Source organism: Streptomyces sp. SID12488, assembly GCF_010548275.1.
In the GTDB taxonomy this organism is placed as follows: Bacteria; Actinomycetota; Actinomycetes; order Streptomycetales; family Streptomycetaceae; genus Streptomyces.
In genome coordinates, this window is record NZ_JAAGLT010000022.1 from 39,396 (window position 1) to 54,011 (window position 14,616).

Below are 14,616 nucleotides of genomic sequence, written 5' to 3' on the forward strand. Positions count from 1 at the left end.
CCGAAGTCACTCCCCGTCATACATGCCTCCCCCTTCGCCGCACGCGTGTGCGAGCGGCGCATGACCGACTCCTACCAAGCCCCGGCACCCGGGAAACAAACGCCGCGAAAGAAACCACCGCCCCGGCCGCCCCACCCCCACCGGTCACGCCTTTCGTGCCCGTCGCGCCGGCGATCACCTCATCGCCCGTACGCCCTCCCGCAGAAACCCGCCCGTCCGGGAACGGGCCCCGCCAAGCGCCCCCGCCGCCTCCGCGATCTGCTCCGGTGTTCCCTCCGCGACCACGAGTCCTCCCCCGGCGCCGCCCTCCGGGCCGAGGTCGATGATCCAGTCGGAGGCGCGCATGACGTCGAGGTTGTGCTCGATCGTGACGACCGAGTGTCCCGCGTCGACGAGGCGTTGGAGTACGTCGAGGAGGCGCGCGGTGTCGGCGGCGTGCAGGCCTGTGGTCGGCTCGTCGAGGAGGTACAGGGTGCGGCCGGTCGCGCGGCGCCCCAACTCCTTCGCCAGCTTGAGGCGTTGGGCCTCGCCGCCGGAGATGGTGGTGGCGGGCTGACCCAGGGGCAGGTAGCCGAGGCCCACGTCCGAGAGCCGTTGCAGGCGGGCGGCGATCTGCCGTACGCCCCGGAAGACGGTGAGCGCCTCGTCAACCGTGGCGGCCAGCACCCCGGCGATGTCGTACCCCTCGTAACGCACCGCGAGCACCTCGCTCCGGAACCGGCGGCCCCGGCAGCCCGGGCACCGCACCTCCACCGCGGGCAGGAAGTGCATGTGCACGGCGAGCACACCGGCGCCCTCGCACCGTTCGCAGCGCCCGCCGGGCACGTTGAAGGAGAAGGCTGCCGGAGTCAGCCCCCGCGACCTCGCCGTCTCCTGCGCGGCGAAGAGTTCCCTGACCGGGGTGAAGACGTCCGCGTACGTCGCCGCGTTCGAGCGCGGGAGGCGGCTGATCGGCTCCTGGTCGATCGTCACGACCTTGTCGAGGTGCTCCCAGCCGTCGATACCGTCATGCTCCCCCGGGGACATCATGGCGGCCGACAACACCCGTCCCGTGTCGAGGCGTTGATGTGCAGCCCTGCCCAACACGTCGAGTATCAGCGTCGACTTGCCCGAGCCGGACGGTCCGGTGACCGTCACCAGCCGCCCGAGCGGAATCCGTACGGTGACGTCCCCGAGGTTGTGGGCACGAGCACCGCGAATCACCAACTCCGCGTTCGTATCGGGACGTTGCTTGCTTACGGGGTGCTGGAGCCGGCCCGACAGATACGCCCCGGTGACGGACCCCTCCGTCGCCGCCACCTCATCCGGGGTTCCCTCGGCGACGACCCGGCCGCCGTCCCGGCCCGCGCCCGGACCGATGTCGACGACATGGTCGGCGGCCCACAGCACGTCCAGGTCGTGCTCGATGACGAGGACCGTGTTGCCCAGGTCCCGCAGGCGGCGCAGTACGTCGATGAGGCGGGCCGTGTCGGCGGGGTGCAGCCCGATGGTCGGCTCGTCGAGGACGTACAGCATGCCGGTGAGGCCCGAGCCGAGCAGCGCGGCCAGGCGCAGCCGCTGGGACTCGCCCGCGGAGAGGCTGGTGCTCGACCGGTCGAGGGTGAGGTAGCCGACCCCGGTGTCGACGAGCCGGCGTACCCGTTCCTCCAGGTCGGCGACGACCGGTTCGGCGAACCGCCACTCGTCCCCGGTGGAGAACGCCCTCAACTCCGCTACCCAGTCCGCGAGTTCGTCGAGCGGGAGACGGGACGCCTCTGTGATGCCGAGCCCGTGCACGGTGACGGCCCGGCTCTCGGCGCGCAGCCGTGTTCCCGCGCACGCCCCGCAGGTCTCCTTCACCATCGAGCGCTCGGCCTTCTGCCGGTAGGCGGTGTCGTCGACGCGGTCGGCGTAGCGCCGCATGAACGCGGTGACGACGCCCTCGAAACGGCCCGCGGAGACGGTGGCCGGGGGCTCGATGCCGAGGGCCCCGAGGGTGGGGAGGTGACTGCGGAACTCCGGCGACTCGACCCCGTACAGGAGCAAGTCCCTCGCGGGTGTAGGTAGTTCCGCCACCGGGGTATCCGTGTCGAAGGTGAGGTCGTAGTGGTGGGCCGCGGCTCGCAGCAGGGGCAGGTTCCGCTCGACGAGCTGCCTGGGCCAGCCGCGCACCGCACCGGCGGCGACGCTCGACTTCTCGTCGACCAGGGTCCGTACGTCCACCCGGATCACCTCGCCGAGCCCGGTGCAGGACGGGCAGGCACCGGCGGGCTTGTTGAAGGAGAAGGAGCCCATGACGAGTTGGGGCACGGGGGTGGAGCAGTTCGGGCAGGTGGCGTACTCCCCCTCCACTCCCACCTCGTTCTCCGCTCCCGCCTCCGCCTCCTCGTCGCTCTCCGGGTCGTGGGCGTACGACGGCGGGATCTCCGCCCCGCAGCCGGGGCACGGGCGTACGCCGATCCGGGACCACAGCAGCCGCAGATAGGTGAAGACCTCGGTCGCCGTGCCGACCGTCGAGCGCGGGCCGCGCCCTGCCGGACGCTGGTCGACGCTGACGGATGGGGACAGGCCGGTGATCGAGTCGACGGAGGGCCGGCTGACACCGGCGGTCGCCACGCCCCACGCCTCCATGTACTGCCGGTGGCTCTCCCGGTGCAGGGTGTCGAGGACGAGCGTGGACTTGCCGGAGCCGGAGAGACCGGTCACGACTACCAGCTTCTGCTTCGGGATCGTGAGCGAGATGTTCTTGAGGTTGTGGAGACGGGCACCTTTGATGTGCATCACGGAACTTCGGTCATCCATACCTTCAAGTTTTTCATTGAAGTTCTTGTTGAGGCTTTCCCTCATAAACCCTCGGATTGACTTGGCTTGACTGCCTCTAAGCTTCAAATCCGTGACGAACCATGAGGTACGGCTGCGGCCCGTCGACCTGGCCCGGCTGGCAGGCCTGTCGACGCAGCAGATCCGCAACTACGAGGACGCGGGCGTGCTGCCCCCGGCGGCACGGACGGAGTCGGGCTACCGCGTCTTCGGGGACGTACACCGCCGTGCGCTGCTCACCTACCGGGCCCTGCAGCCCGGGTACGGGCCACTCGCGGCGACCGCCGTCATGCGCACCCTGCACGACGGGGACCTGCCCGGTGCCCTCGCGCTCGTGGACGCGGCGCACGCCGGGCTGCACGAGCAGCGGACGGCCCTGCGGGCGACACGCGAGGCCCTGGAGGCGCTGGCCGGCCGACGGGCCCCGAGGGCGACGGCCCCCACGGCCGACCTGCGGATCGGCGAGGTGGCCGCGCTGCTCGGCGTACGGACGTCCGCGCTGCGGGTGTGGGAGGCGGCGGGCCTGCTCACCCCGGCCCGCGAACGCGGCACGCGCTACCGGCAGTTCGGCCCCGACGACATCCGCGACGCCCGCCTGATCCAGACCCTCCGCCGCAGCCACTACCTCCTGGACCAGATCCGTCCGGTACTGGAGGAACTGCGCCGGGAGGGCGGCACGGAGGCACTGCGAGCGGCGGTCGCGGCACGCGGGGAGGCACTGGCGGGGCGTACCCGAGCGATGCTGGCGGGGGCGGGGCGGCTGGCGGAGTACCTCGACCATATGGACCTCATGGACAACATCGAGCGGGCCGCGAACAGTTAAGGCACCAGATCCCGCATCACCGCACGCGGCAGCGACGGATTGCCCGTCGCCGCCTCCGCCACCTGCCAGTCATCGTCGGCGAGCAGCTCCACGACGGCCGGGGGCGGGAGTGCCGGGTGGCCGGCGGCAAGGGATCTCGCCTCGTCGTCCTCCAGGCAGGCGAGCAGCGCCCCAGGTGTCGCGTTGCGGTGCCGGGCGATCTCGCGCAACGCCTTCTTCACCGGCGGCCTGTGACGGGTGAGGTCCTCCAGCAGCGCCCCCGACGCCTCCGGGTTGGTCGCCACCTTGGCGAGGACCCGGACCCCGTGCCGATCGACCATGTCACGGAGCTGTGCCTCGGAGAGGCCGGGGTGCGGCTCGCCCGTCTGTACGCCGGCCTCCCCTCCGACCCCACTCAACTCGCGCGTACAGCGCGGGATTTGCTGATCCACCGGGGCGAGGGCGACCAGTTCCGGCACACGCATCCCACCGACCGGCTGCACCACGACGCCGATACCCGCTACGTCGACGACATCCTCCGGATCGTCATCGCGCGCGACGGCTCCGCGCTGACCCGGCGGCGCTCGGCCGGGGACCGGTTCGTCGGTGTCTGCCGGGACTTCGCGCTGCTGCACTGCTCGCTGCTGCGGCACAGCGGCGTTCCCGCCCGGGTGCGGTCCGGGTTCGCCGACTACTTCCGGACGGACGGGTTCCACTGCGACCACGTGGTCACCGAGTACTGGGACGACGCGCGCGGCTGGCTCCTCGCCGACGCGCAGCTCGCCGATCCGGACGTGACGACCGGCGGTCGCCTCGACTTCGACCCGATGGACGTACCACGTGACCGTTTCCAGGTCGCGGGCCGCGCCTGGCGGGACATCCGGGCCGGTGACGCCGACCCCGGTACCTTCGGGCTGTACCCGGACGGGCCGTTGAACGGCGAGTGGTTCGTGGCCGGCAACGTGCGGCTCGACCTCGCCGCGCTGAACAAGGTGGAGACCCTGCTGTGGGACATCTGGGGGACGGAGGCCGAGGCGGACGGGCAGACCATGACCGAGCCTCTTCGTGAGCTGTACGACCGGGTGTCAGTGATCGTCGCCCCCGACGACGTTCCCTTCGAGGCCGCCCGGCGGATCTTCGCCGCGGAGGACGGGCTGCGGACGCCGAACACCGTGCTGGAGATGTCCGAGTACAACCCACCACGTCACGTCACCCTCCGGCCCTTCTGACTCCTCCCCCGCCGACCGCCTACGCCACCGTCCGCAGACCACCCGCTCCCAGCCCCGCCCCAGCCCCCGTCCCCCGCACCACCCGCCACGCGCAGGCCGCCGTGAGCAGCTCGCCCAGCAGGTCCGGGTCGTCGATCTCCAGGCCGAGGAGGGACTCGATGCGTTCCAGGCGCTGGTAGAGGGACTGGCGGCCGATGTGAAGGAGGGTCGCCGTGCGGGTGGGTGAGCAGCCGTTGCGGAGGTGGACCTCCAGGGTGCGGACCAGGTCGCTGGGGTGGGCCGCCTCCCACGCCAGGAGCGGGCCCAGGGTGTGCTGGACCAGACGGCTCAGGCGGTCGTGGTTGGCGTCGACGCCCCCTCGGGTCAGTTCGCGTTCGAGGGCGAGGGCCCGGGACGACGTCACCAGGGGGCCCTGCGGGGCGTTCGGCTCCGGTGGCGGCACCGTCAGTGCCAGTTCCAGGGTCGTACGGGCCGCGCGCAGCGTCTCGCTCCAGCGCAGCCAGCCGTTGCCGGCGTCGACGGCGTGGCCCACGGCGACGGTGAGGCCGGGGGCAGCGGCAGCCGTGCGGAAGGCGTCCTGCACCGCCCGTACCGGGTCCCGTCCCGTCTTCGCCCCCGGCGCCGGCCGCACCGCGAGGAGGGCGAGCACGTCCCCGGGGAAGGCGGCCCGCAGCACCGCCCCGCCCAGGATGCGCGCCGCCCGGTCGACCGCACCGACGTCCCGTGTGCCGTGTACGGAGACGCCGATCAGGCGGGCGCCGGGCCCGGGGTGGAAGCCCGCGAGGGCGGCGCGGGCCTCGACCTCGGGCTGGTTGAGGGCCTGGCCGTCGGCGAGGTCGGCGAGCAGAGCGGCGGTGTGGTCGTCGCCCCAGGGGCGGACCACCGTACGGCCGGACAGGCCCCGGGCGACGATCGCGCGGTTGGCGGCCTCCGTGATGCGTACGAAGGGGACGACTCGGCGCAGGGCGAGGAGGGGCAGACCGAGACGGCGGGCCTCGTCCGTCACCTCGGTTGGCATGGCGGGCAGCGAGCGGCCGATCTCCACGGCCAGGCCCGCCGCGCCCCGGGCGGTCAGCTCCCGGACGTAGCGGCGCCGTACCTCCTCGTCGGTGTCGGTGAGGCCGAAACCGTTGGTCAGCAGCAGTTCGCCGCCGTCGAGGAAGTTCGCGCCCTCGTACACCTCGCTGGAGTGCACCCAGCGCACGGGCCGGTCCAACGCGGCCTCGCCGGTGAGGAGTTCGGGCTCGGCGGCGCGGACCGGGTCTAGGGCCAGGACTTCACGGAGGGTGAGTGCGGGCACGGGTGCCTCCCAAGGCGCTGACACTTCGTCCTGCTGCGGGATGCCCGGAGAGTACTTTCCGCACGTTGCCCCGGTGTTTCCGCCGAAGGAGAGTGAACCCATGTATCCGGAAGATCGGCCAGGTTGGGCGGATCGGGCAGATCAAATGGATCAAGTGGATCAGGTGGATCAGGTGGATCAGGGAGACCGGATGGATCAGCTGGATCAGGCACTGGCACGCTCATGGCTCGCCGTCGCCGTCGAGGAGGCCCGCGCCGGGCTCGCCGAGGGCGGCATCCCGATCGGTGCCGCGCTCTACGGCGCCGACGGCACGCTGCTCGGGAGTGGGCACAACCGGCGCGTCCAGGACGGCGACCCCTCGGCGCACGGCGAGACCGCCGCGTTCCGGAACGCGGGACGGCAGCGTTCGTACCGTGGGACGACCATGGTCACCACGCTCTCCCCATGCTGGTACTGCTCCGGTCTGGTGAGGCAGTTCGGTATCTCCCGGGTGGTCGTGGGAGAGGCCGTCACCTTTCACGGCGGCCACGACTGGCTCGCCGAGCACGGCGTCGAGATCGTGCTGCTCGACGATCCCGAGTGCGTCGGAATGATGCGCGACTTCATCACGAACAATCCCGCACTGTGGAATGAGGACATCGGTGAGTAACACCACGTCGAGCGACCCCACGTCGGCGGCGGCCCCCGCCGCACCCCGTATCCCCACCGTCGACCTGCGGCCCTGGCTGTCCGGCGACGCGGAGGCCCGGGCCGACATCGCCCGTACCGTCGACTCCGCGCTCCAGACCGCCGGTTTCCTGCTGGTCACCGGGCACGGGGTCGACCCCGCCCTGCGGGCCGGTATCCGGGAGGCGGCCCGCGCCTTCTTCGCGCTGCCCGCCGAGGTGAAGGAGCGGTACACGGCGAAGGTCGGCGGGAGGGGGTGGCTGGGTCCTGGGGCCGAGGCCAACGGGTACTCGGAGGGGACCGAGACCCCGCCGGACCTGAAGGAGTCGCTGACCTTCGCGACGCACGACCCCTTCGACGACCCGGCCGTCAACGCCGAGTGGTACGCGCCCAACGTGTGGCCCGCCGAGGCGCCCGAGCTGCGGAGGCTGTGCGAGGAGTATCTCGACCGGATGGCCGAGCTGGAGAAGGAGCTGCTCACCCTCCTCGGGTCCGCTCTCGGGCTCCAACCCGACTTCTTCTCCCGGCACATGGACCATCCGACGTACGGGTTCAACATCAACTGGTATCCGGGGGTGGAAGTGGTCGGCGAGCCGGAGCCGGGGCAGTTCCGGATCGGGCCGCACACCGACTTCGGGACGGTCACCATCCTCGACCGGCAGGCCGGGAAGGGCGGGCTGCAGGTCTACACCGACGAGGGCGGGTGGGAGGACGCGCCCTTCGACCCCGAGGCGTTCACCATCAACATCGGTGACCTGATGGCCCGTTGGACCGGCGACCGCTGGCGCTCGGGCCGACACCGGGTGCTGCCGCCGCCGGCCGACTCCCCCGCCGAGGAGCTGATGTCCCTCGTCTACTTCGGCGAGTGCACCCCGGGCACGATCGTCGAGTCGGTACCCGCGCCGGTCGGCCGGGTCGCCTACGAGGCCTTCGACTCGCACGTCTATCTCCGGGGCCAGCTGGACTCGATCACCGTCGACTGAGGGAACGTACAGAAGGCGAGCATCGGGCCGACAATTTCGTAACACAACGGACATCACGCGCTCTGGTCCTATCCAACTCCCTCTTCCTACACTGGTGTTGCAGTACTGCACAGCAGACTGGACAGCGAGCCAGGCCCCAGGGGGAGGGATGCGGTGCTCAGACGGCTGCACGGACGCGGGGCGCTCTTCGACACCGAACCGCCGGGGCTCGCGCCCCGGCTCGTCGGACTGCGACCGCACCATCACATCGCCGCTCCCCTGGAGCACCCGCGTGAGCTGCCGTTCGTGGTGCTCACCGCGGGGCGCGGGCTCGGCAAGAGCGTGGTCCTCGGTGAGCTGCGCGCCGCCTACCAGCGGCACACCCCGGTCGCGCTGATCGACTGCGAGGACCCGCAGCTCGTCCGCGGGCCCGAGACGCGTCCGGCGCAGGCCTGGTCGCCGCTCGCGCAGGCGCTCCTGGTGATCGCCGAGCAGCTCGCCGAACCCGTCACCGGTGCCCGGCGGATCGCCTTCCCGCGGCTGATGTCCGGCCTGATCGCGGTGGCAGCCGGCGGCTGGGGCGACGCCGACACCGAGCGCATCCGCTGGGAGGTCCAGCGGATGCTGCTGCTCAACGAGAGCGGCTCGTGGTTCACCGGTTTCGCCGCACGCTGGGCGGGCCGGGTGGCCTCGAAAGCGGTCGCGGCGGCGATCAGCGACGACCCGCTGGTCTCGGCGGTCATCGAGGCCACGCTGGAGGCGATGACGGAACGTTCCTCGAGCTCGCGCCAGCGCAGGGCGTCCACCTGGTACCGGACCTACCCGAACGCCGGTGACCGCGCCGAGCTCGGACTCCGCCTGCTCTCCGACCACTTCAGGGCCGGCGGCACCTCCCGCGAGCACGCCGAGCGCTATCTCGTCCGCGCCCTGCTCGCCGACCTCACCGACGCCTACGCCGGGATGCGGGCGCATCTGCAGCGCCTGGGCCGTCCGCTCGTCCTGGTCGACAACGCGCAGGGTTCGCCGGGGCGTGAACTGATCGAGCAGGTGCTGCGCGACCGCGCCGAGGGCATCACCGACCAGGTCGCGTTCATCGCCGCCGTGCGCGGCAGCGGCGGCCAGTCCTCACTGCGCAACGCCGTACGCCGGGACCTGCGCGAGACCGTCCAGCACACCCGTTGGACACCGGGTGACACGGCCTCCTCCCGGGCCCTGCTGGTGTCGCTGCCGCCACTGTCCTCCGACGACACCCTGCACATCGTGGACGCGGTGTGCACGGGTACGGCGGTGCCCGTCCCGGCCGAACTCCCGCCCGCCACACACCGCTTGACGTGCGGGAACCCGCTGGGCATCGCGCTGGTCGCCGAGTCGGCCCGGCAGAACCTCCCCCAACTGCCGCCCACCGCACCCTTCGGCGCCCTGCTGACCGCCGAACTCGCCCTGCACGAGGACCGCGAGGGACAGCCCGCCTATCGCGAACTCCTCGACCGGCTCGTCCCCGCCGACCGGCTCGACGAGTTGACCGTGCTGGCCGCCGCCCACGACCACGACTCGGCCTGCATGCTCGCCGCCTCCCAGCTCCCCGACGACTTCGGCCCGGCGAGTGTCCGCGCGCTGGAGACCCGGCTCGTGGCGGAGGGACTGCCCGCCGTTCCCGGCCAGTTCGTCGGCGACGCCTTCGTCCGCACCCTGCTCCTGCTGCGCCTGCACCACCGGCACGCCGACCACGGCAAGTGGCGGGACGTCCACGAGACCCTCATCCAGCACTACGAGGGACCCGAGCCGTCTGCGGCCCGCTACCGCCTCCACCACGAACTCGCCCTCGGCGACACCGGATCGGCGGTCGCGTATCTGCGCGACACCTTCCACACCCTCGACACCAGCACCTGGCTCGACACGCTTCTGTTCATCGCCTCGGCGCCCTACTTCCACGCCCACGACGCCGAGGGCCACGACTTCGTCGGCGGCGACCACCAGCGCGCCCGGATCGCCTTCGGCCACACCGACGCCACGCAACTGCCGCCGGACGACGTGGACGCCGTACTGCATCTGCGGGTACGCCGACTCCTGCACGCGGTCTGGCAGTTGACCGATCCACTGGTGCTGCCCGACCGGAGGCTGTGCGACCGGCTGCGCTACGAGCTGGAGCAGCTCTCCAACGACCCGCGCGCGAGCAACGCGCTCCTGTGGCAGGCCTCGCAGGAGTGGCCCGAGGCGGCGCTGGCCGGCCGCCCGCTGCGCACCCCGGGCGACGACGAGGACGCCACCTCCGACGACCGGGGCCGCAACCGCAACGACGGAGGCGCGTGATGGCTCGCAGCGGGTTCAGGGGTGTCGGGGGCTTCGGGGCGTGGCTGCGCGAGGGGGTGTGGGCGATCCCGCTGCGCCGCTATCTGGCCCTCCTGGTCACGGCGGCGCTGGTGGCCGGGATCGGGTTCGCGGTCCGGTCGCTCACGCACGACGACCGTTCCTGCGCGCCGGGGGTCGTGCGGCCGGCAGGCAGTGACGAGTGCGTGGGCGTGTCGACGACCGACTACTCCTTCGGCCGGGAGCAACTCACCGCCACGATCAGGGCGATCGACCGCGAGAACGACTCCCTCACGGACAACGAGGGCGGTACGGACGGCAAAGACGGCACGAACGGCTATGTCACCGTCGCCCTGTTCGAGCCGTTCACCGCGACCGACGAGGACAACCTCGGGGATGTGCTGCACGAGCTCCAGGGCGCCTATCTCGCCCAGTGGAAGGTGAACCACGACGCGAACGGCGAGGGTCCGCCGATCCGGCTGGTGCTGGCCAACCCGGGCCGTACCGGCGCCTATTGGGAGCACACGGTCGACCAGCTCGAGCGGATGACGACGACCTCGGACCGGCTGCGCGCGGTCACCGGGATAGGGCTGAGCACCGAGGAGAACACCCGGGCGGTGAAGGAGCTGACGAGGCGCGGTATCCCCGTCGTCGGCACGTCCATCACGGCCGACAGCCTCGCCAACGGCCAGCAGGGCGCCCCCGGGGGCCTGAAGCCCTTCCCGGGGCTGGCCCGTACCGCCCCCACCAACACCGACGAGGCCCGCGCGCTCGCCTCCTTCGCCAAGGTGGCGGCCGACAAGGCGGTGCTGGTGTACGACGATCCGGGCGACCCGTACACGCTCACGCTCCAGGCGTCGTTCGAGAAGCTGCTGACGGGCTCGCGCTACCAGCCGTGGCCCTTCACCCCGCTCACCGACCGCACCAAGGAGGGGACCACCGCCAACGACTTCCGGCAGATCCGGGAGCTGGTGTGCGACACCGCGCCCGGCGTGAACACCATCCTGTTCGCCGGACGCCACACCCAGTTGCGCCAGTTCATCAACGCGCTCGGTGAACGGGGCTGCCAGCAGCGCGAGTTCACCATCCTGACCGGGGACGACGCCTCTTACCTCACCGGCGACAAGAAGCTCGACCCGGAAGCCCTCAAGCACGGCATCTCGGTGCGCTACAGCGCCCTCGCCCACCCGGACGCCTGGCTCAGGACCCCCCCGAAGAGCGGGGGTTCGGCGGCGGACGCCCAGGATCTGGCCGAACTCCTGAGCACCGCCCAGGCCAACAAGGAGTCCAAGAGCGACAGGCCCTCACCGATCGGCGCCATCGACCTGGAGGACGGTCAGCTCATCATCGCGTACGACGCGATGCGGCTCACCGTCGAGGGCATCCGCGAGGCCACGCCCAGCGGCCAGAGCGCGCCGACACTCGCCGACGTGGGTGACGAGTGGACGCTCATCAAGGGCTCGTCGGGGCGGGTCAACGGCGCGAGCGGCTGGATCTGCCTGGACAACTACGGCAACCCGTACGACAAGGCCGTACCGATCGTGGAACTGACCCCCGACCGGCACGCCCGCTTCGTCGAGATCGCCTGGCCGACGGGCAGGCCCCCGGAGAAGGACTGCCTGCCGCCGTCGTAACCCTTGTCGTCGCGGCTCAGACTCCCGCGTACGAGTGCTTGCCGCTGACGAAGATGTTGACGCCGTAGTAGTTGAAGAGGAAGCACGCGAACGCGATCAGGGCGATGTACGCGGCCTTGCGGCCCTTCCAGCCTGCCGTGGCGCGGGCGTGCAGGTAGGTGGCGTAGGCGACCCAGGTGATGAACGCCCAGGTCTCCTTGGGGTCCCAGCCCCAGTAGCGGCCCCACGCGTCGCCCGCCCAGATGGCGCCCGCGATGATCGTGAACGTCCACAGCGGGAAGACGGCGGCGTTGACGCGGTACGAGAACTTGTCGAGGGACGCCGAGGCGGGCAGCCGCTCCATGACGGAGGTCGCGAAGGTGCCGGGCTTGCCGCCGGACGCGAGCTTGTTCTCGTACGAGTCCTTGAAGAGGTACAGGATCGTGGCGACCGCGCCCACGTAGAAGACGGCGCCGCAGAGGATCGCCGTGGAGACGTGGATGTACAGCCAGTACGAGTGGAGGGCCGGGACGAGCTGGTCGCTCGCCGTGTACAGGACGGTGACGGCGAGACCGAGGTCGAGCAGGACGGTCGTGACCAGGGGGAGGCCGAGCCAGCGGATGTCCTTCTTCAGCGCGAGGAAGACGAGGTACACGCCCACGGCGGTGGTGGAGAAGGTGAGGTTGAACTCGTACATGTTGCCCCACGGCGCCCGCTGCACGGACAGCGCGCGGGCCAGCACCCCGGAGAACTCCACGAGGAACGCGACCACGGTGAGGGACACGGCGATACGCCCGTACAGGTCGCCCTGCTCGTCCCCGCCATGCGCGCCGGGCCCGTCCGGCACGTCCCGGGCCCCGGCCGCGGCCCGCACGACGACCTTCGGCCGCTCGAGTACGGCGGTCCCGCCGGCGTTCTTGACGGTCACCTCCGGCGCCTTCGCCCCGGCCGCCCCGGCCGGCTTCGCGGTGAGCGCGGCGGCCGTACGGCTGACCTTGCTGCGGCTGCCGAAGATCCACTCGGCGATGTAGGTGAAGAAGGCCAGGGTGTAGACGGCCATCGCGGAGTAGATCAGCGTGTTGCTGATGTTCGCGAGGTGCTCGTTGGTCGCGGTGGCGAGAGTCGTCACGTGGGCGAGGTCGGGCGCGGTGGCGAGAGCAGACATTTACTTCTCAGCCCCTTCGGCAGGTACGGCAGAAGTATCGGGGTCGGGGGTTTTGGGGTCAGGGGTTTCCGGATCGGGAGCACCGGGCGCCTGGTCGTACAGGATCCCGGCGAGGTCGCCGAGTTCCTCGGGCAGCTTGGCGGACTCGCTGCGGCCGAGGCCGCCCATCTCGACGACGGTGACGCCGTCGGAGCCCTTGACCGCCCGCACCCACACCCGTCGGCGCTGGATGAACAGGGAGCCGGCGAGACCGAAGATGGCGACGATCGCGCCGCCGAGCGCCCAGCCGGCGGCGGGCTGCCGGGTGACCTGGAAGTTGGCCCACTCCTTGGTGCCCTGGTAGGTGATCGAACCGGCGCCGTTCGGGAGCTGCATGGTCTCGCCGGGCTTCAGGTTCTCGCGCACCTGCCGGCCCTTGGCGTCCTTGTAGGCCTTCATGTGGGTCTTGTCGAGCTGGTACACGCTCTGCGGGAGACCCGCGTCGACCCCGAGGTCGCCGTGGTAGGGCGCCAGGTTCAGCACCGGGTTCTCCAGCGCCGGGAACTGTGAGGCGACCTCGTTGCCCGGCACGTACGTAGGCAGGAAGAAGGCCTGGATGCCGAGCTGTTCCACGACGCCCTTGGGGCTGCGGTAGCCGTCCATGACCTTGATCGCACCGGAGGAGGTGACGTTGGAGTCGAGAGGGAGGAGAGCGACGGCCTGGTCGAAGACGATGTCGCCCTTGCCGTCGCGGACGATGATGACGGGCGCGTAGCCGTGGGCGGTGAGGTAGACCTTCGAGTCGCCGACCACCAGCGGCTCGTTGACCTTGACGGTGCGCTTCTTCGCCTTGCCGTACGCGCCCACGCTGTAGTCGACGTCGGCCTCGTAGGTGCGCGGGGTACCGCGGTTGGGGCCGGTCGTCTCGTAGGTGCCCTTGAAGTCCTTCAGGTTGAAGCTGAAGGGGTCGAGGTCGTCGGTGTCGAAGAGGGTGCCGGACTTGAAGTCGTCGTACTGGGTGAGCGTGTTGGAGAAGCCGCCGCCTTCGAGGATCAGGCTGTTGCCCTCGGACTTGTACAGCTGGCCCCAGGCGAAGGAGGTCAGCATCACGATCAGCGCGATGTGGAAGGCGAGGTTGCCGACCTCGCGCAGATAGCCCTTCTCGGCGGCGACCGCGTCCCCGGCGAGATGTGCGCGGAAGCGGCGCTGCTTGAGCAGTACGAGGGCTGCCTCGCGGACCTGCTCGGGCTCGGCCCCCGTACGCCAGGTCGTGTACGCGGGCAGCCGGGTCAGGCGGCGGGGCGCGCCCGGCGGGCGGCTGCGCAGCTGGCCCACGAACTGCCAGGTGCGGGGCACGATGCAGCCGATGAGGGAGATGAACAGCAGGATGTAGATCGCCGAGAACCACACCGAGCTGTACACGTGGAACAGCCCGAGCTTGTCGTAGAGCGGCCCGAGGAAGCTGTGCCGCTGGATGAAGTCGGCGACCTTGGTCTCGTCCGTCCCGGACTGCGGGATCAGCGAGCCGGGGATCGCCCCGAGCGACAGCAGGAACAGCAGCAGCAGCGCGACCCGCATCGAGGTGAGCTGCCGCCAGAACCAGCGGGCCCAGCCGATGACGCCCATGGAGGGCAGCCCGGGAGCCTCCTCCCGGGGGGCGGTGGACAACTGGGAACCGGCGGCGCCGAGGTCCTGGTCGTCGTTGTCCTTGGGCGCGGACGCGGACCCGGGGGCGGGGGCGGGGGCAGGGGCAGGGGCAGGGGTGCTGCCGGTGCCGGTGGTGTTGCTCATCGA

At 71.1% G+C, this 14,616-nt stretch carries 10 protein-coding genes and 1 pseudogene; 6 read left to right on the plus strand and 5 right to left on the minus strand.

The window, feature by feature from the left end:
• Positions 1-174: 174 nt before the first annotated feature.
• A complete protein-coding gene (gene uvrA, locus G3I56_RS28590; protein WP_164413875.1) occupies positions 175-2,781 on the minus strand; it encodes an excinuclease ABC subunit UvrA in 2,607 nt (868 codons plus the stop codon).
• 91 nt (positions 2,782-2,872) lie between these two features.
• On the opposite strand from uvrA, the gene G3I56_RS28595 reads away from it, so the two are divergent.
• Positions 2,873-3,622, plus strand: coding sequence for a MerR family transcriptional regulator (locus G3I56_RS28595; RefSeq protein ID WP_164413877.1), 750 nt, complete (start codon positions 2,873-2,875; stop codon positions 3,620-3,622).
• On the opposite strand, the pseudogene G3I56_RS28600 reads toward G3I56_RS28595, so the two are convergent.
• Positions 3,619-4,002 (minus strand): annotated as a pseudogene (locus G3I56_RS28600) (hypothetical protein); the annotation flags it as partial. The gene G3I56_RS28595 and the pseudogene G3I56_RS28600 overlap by 4 nt on opposite strands.
• Here G3I56_RS28600 and G3I56_RS28605 point away from each other — a divergent pair.
• Positions 3,934-4,830 (plus strand): transglutaminase-like domain-containing protein, encoded by an 897-nt coding sequence (locus G3I56_RS28605; protein ID WP_343240083.1) that lies wholly within the window; start codon positions 3,934-3,936, stop codon positions 4,828-4,830. The pseudogene G3I56_RS28600 and the gene G3I56_RS28605 overlap by 69 nt on opposite strands.
• Before the next feature lie 19 nt (positions 4,831-4,849).
• Here the strand turns inward: G3I56_RS28605 and G3I56_RS44825 are convergent, their stop codons facing one another.
• Positions 4,850-6,130 (minus strand): PucR family transcriptional regulator, encoded by a 1,281-nt coding sequence (locus G3I56_RS44825; protein ID WP_164413881.1) that lies wholly within the window; start codon positions 6,128-6,130, stop codon positions 4,850-4,852.
• A gap of 190 nt (positions 6,131-6,320) precedes the next feature.
• On the opposite strand from G3I56_RS44825, the gene G3I56_RS28615 reads away from it, so the two are divergent.
• The 4 genes from G3I56_RS28615 (at position 6,321) to G3I56_RS28630 (ending at position 11,699) form a co-directional block, all read left to right on the plus strand.
• Positions 6,321-6,779, plus strand: a complete 459-nt coding sequence (locus G3I56_RS28615; protein WP_164413883.1) for a nucleoside deaminase — start codon at positions 6,321-6,323, stop codon at positions 6,777-6,779.
• On the plus strand, positions 6,772-7,779 hold the full coding sequence (locus tag G3I56_RS28620; protein ID WP_164413885.1) for a 2-oxoglutarate and iron-dependent oxygenase domain-containing protein: 1,008 nt from the start codon (positions 6,772-6,774) through the stop codon (positions 7,777-7,779). The genes G3I56_RS28615 and G3I56_RS28620 overlap by 8 nt, the downstream gene beginning before the upstream one ends.
• Before the next feature lie 153 nt (positions 7,780-7,932).
• Positions 7,933-10,068, plus strand: coding sequence for a hypothetical protein (locus G3I56_RS28625; RefSeq protein WP_164413887.1), 2,136 nt, complete (start codon positions 7,933-7,935; stop codon positions 10,066-10,068).
• Positions 10,068-11,699, plus strand: coding sequence for a hypothetical protein (locus G3I56_RS28630; RefSeq protein ID WP_164413889.1), 1,632 nt, complete (start codon positions 10,068-10,070; stop codon positions 11,697-11,699). Before G3I56_RS28625 ends, G3I56_RS28630 begins: the two co-directional genes overlap by 1 nt.
• 16 nt (positions 11,700-11,715) lie before the next feature.
• Here G3I56_RS28630 and ccsB read toward each other — a convergent pair whose 3' ends face one another.
• Together ccsB and G3I56_RS28640 are read right to left on the minus strand one after the other, a co-directional pair.
• Positions 11,716-12,843: a c-type cytochrome biogenesis protein CcsB gene (gene ccsB, locus G3I56_RS28635; protein ID WP_164413892.1), complete on the minus strand. Its 1,128-nt coding sequence runs from the start codon at positions 12,841-12,843 to the stop codon at positions 11,716-11,718.
• On the minus strand, positions 12,844-14,613 hold the full coding sequence (locus G3I56_RS28640; protein WP_164413894.1) for a cytochrome c biogenesis protein ResB: 1,770 nt from the start codon (positions 14,611-14,613) through the stop codon (positions 12,844-12,846). It lies immediately after the preceding gene.
• Between the last annotated feature and the right edge of the window lie 3 nt (positions 14,614-14,616).

Excerpts from the sequence above, each read along its gene's own strand:
- uvrA (WP_164413875.1), bottom strand. The coding sequence starts at position 2,781 with ATGGATGACCGAAGTTCCGTGATGCACATCAAAGGTGCCCGTCTCCAC.
- G3I56_RS28615 (WP_164413883.1), top strand. The coding sequence starts at position 6,321 with ATGGATCAGCTGGATCAGGCACTGGCACGCTCATGGCTCGCCGTCGCC.
- G3I56_RS28630 (WP_164413889.1), top strand. The coding sequence starts at position 10,068 with ATGGCTCGCAGCGGGTTCAGGGGTGTCGGGGGCTTCGGGGCGTGGCTG.
- ccsB (WP_164413892.1), bottom strand. The coding sequence starts at position 12,843 with ATGTCTGCTCTCGCCACCGCGCCCGACCTCGCCCACGTGACGACTCTC.
- G3I56_RS28640 (WP_164413894.1), bottom strand. The coding sequence starts at position 14,613 with ATGAGCAACACCACCGGCACCGGCAGCACCCCTGCCCCTGCCCCTGCC.